The organism is Bradyrhizobium sp. P2_E8 (genome assembly GCF_056403875.1).
Map to the genome: position 1 here is coordinate 1 of NZ_JBFUES010001162.1, position 2,131 is coordinate 2,131.

Annotated in this window: 2 protein-coding genes; both read right to left on the reverse strand. The window is 65.4% G+C overall.

All coding sequences use genetic code 11. The features are described from left to right. The coding region (locus AC1D00_RS38100; RefSeq protein WP_477014220.1) for a tripartite tricarboxylate transporter substrate binding protein at nt 1–732 on the reverse strand (732 nt) is incomplete at its 3' end. A 51-nt stretch (nt 733–783) separates the two neighbouring features. After that, complete coding sequence (locus AC1D00_RS38105) at nt 784–2,043, reverse strand: CaiB/BaiF CoA transferase family protein (protein ID WP_477014221.1); 1,260 nt, start codon at nt 2,041–2,043, stop codon at nt 784–786. Between the last annotated feature and the right edge of the window lie 88 nt (nt 2,044–2,131).

Here is a 2,131-nt window from a genome sequence, read left to right on the forward strand (position 1 = left end):
GGTCGGAACGTCGCTCCAGCCTTCGGTCGCGGTGACCTTGGGGCCCTGCGGCAGCCGCTTCGGGCTGAAAACGCAAAGCGGTCGCTGCGTGCCGCCACGCCATTGCCCGAGGCTCTCGCTGGGATTGTTGACGTGGGAGTCGAGATGTCCGCCGGCGAGCTGCACGGCGGTCTCGGCGCCGCTCTTGAAGGGGATGTAGGTTAGCTTGACCTTGCCGGCCTTCTCGATCATGCGGGTCAGCACCTCGTCGGTGTCCTTCGACTGCGCACCGCCCATCTTGAATTCGCCCGATGCGGCCGCCTTCAGATAGTCTCCCGCATTCTTGTAGGGCGCGTCCTGCTTGACCCAGAGCAGGAACTCGTCCTGCGCCATCGCCGCGATCGGGGTGAGATCGGTGTAGTTGAAGGCGACCTTGGAGACGAGCGGCTGCTGCCAGGCGTTCGACGTTCCGAAGATCACCTTGTAGGGATCGCCTGCGGACGCCTTGCCGTAGACATAGCCTTCGGCGCCGCTGCCGCCGCCCTTGTTGACGACAACGATGGGCTGCTCCGTCAGCTTGTACTTGGTGACGATGTTCTGCACCGCGCGGGCGAGATTGTCGGTGCCGCCGCCCGGCCCGGCGGTGGCCACGAACTCGATCGGCTTCTGCGGTTGCCAGGCTGCACACGCCGGGACTGTGCCGGCGAGCACGGCCGCGGCTGCGGAGAGCAGAAGTGTTGACGTCCGACCCATGATTTCCTCCAGCTTTTTATGTTCTGTTTTATTCGTTGTATCGACGTCCGGTCAGGCGACGCGTTCCTCGCGCCTCCCTGGTGCCAGGACGATTGCGCCTTCTTGTTCGAGCGCTTCGATCTGCTTCTGGTCGAACCCATGCTCGGCCAGCACCTCGCTTGTGTGCTCACCGTAGACCGGCGCACCGATGCGCACTTTGCCTGGGGTCTCCGAAAACTTGACCGGAAGCCCGATCGTCTTCACGGGACCGAGCGTGGAATGCTCGACCTCGACGACCATCTCGCGCGCCAGCGTCTGCGGATCGCTCAGCGCCTCCAGCATGTCGTGCACCGGGCCGCACGGCACGCCTTTCTCGTCGAGCGCCGCGAGCCAATGTGCCCGCGAACGGGTGCGGAAGCGCTCGCTCAGGACGGCCTCGAGCTCCTTCAGGTTCGCCATGCGGTCGGCCCCGGTGAGGAAGCGCGGATCGGCGGCAAGCTCGCTTGCACCGAGCGCCTCGAGCATCAAGAGCCAATGCTTCTTGTTGGCGCCGCCGACCACCAGCCAGCCGTCCGAGGCCTCGAAGGCCTGATACGGCGCGTTGAGCGGATGCGCCGAGCCCATCGCGCGGGGCGCGGTGCCTGCGGCCAGCGCGATCGTGGATTGCCAGTAGGTCTGCACCAGGGCCGCCTCGTAAAGCGAGGTCTCGACCCACTGCCCTTCGCCGGTCTTGAGGCGATGCGTATAGGCGGCAAGGATGCCCATGCTCGCGAGCAGGCCGGCGGTGATGTCGGACAGTGGCGGGCCGCACTTCACCGGCGGCCCATCCGGACGCTCACCGGTGAAGCTCATGATGCCGCTCATCGCCTGCGCGACCAGATCGAAGCCGCGGCGGTGCTTGTAGGGGCCGGTGCGGCCGAACCCCGAGAGCGAGCAGTAGATCAGCGTTGGATGCTGCTTGTGCAGTTCTTCGTAGCCGAAGCCGAGGCGGTCCATGGCGCCCGGCGCGAAATTCTCGACCAGCACGTCGGCGTCGGCGATCAGCCGCCGCAGCACCTTCTTGCCACCATCGGTCTTGAGGTCCAGCACGATGCCACGCTTGTTGCGGTTCATCATCAGGAACGAGGCTGCCTCCTCGCCGATCTTCGGCGGCACCGAATGGCGGGTGTCGTCACCGTTCGGCCATTTCTCGATCTTGATGACGTCGGCGCCCATGTCGGCGAGCATCAACGTGCAGGTCGGGCCCGCCATGACATGGGTGAGATCGATGACCTTGAGGCCGGCAAGCGGTCCCGAACGGCGAGAGGTGGATTGCGATCGATCGCTTTGCATCGGCCCGCCCTATTGGCCGCGCCATTGCGGCGCGCGCTTGTTGAGGAAAGCATCGAGCCCTTCGCGAAAATCCTGGCTCGTGTAGCAC

What these genes read in the sequence shown, in the direction of transcription:
- AC1D00_RS38105 (WP_477014221.1), bottom strand. Translation starts at nt 2,043, where the DNA reads ATGCAAAGCGATCGATCGCAATCCACCTCTCGCCGTTCGGGACCGCTT.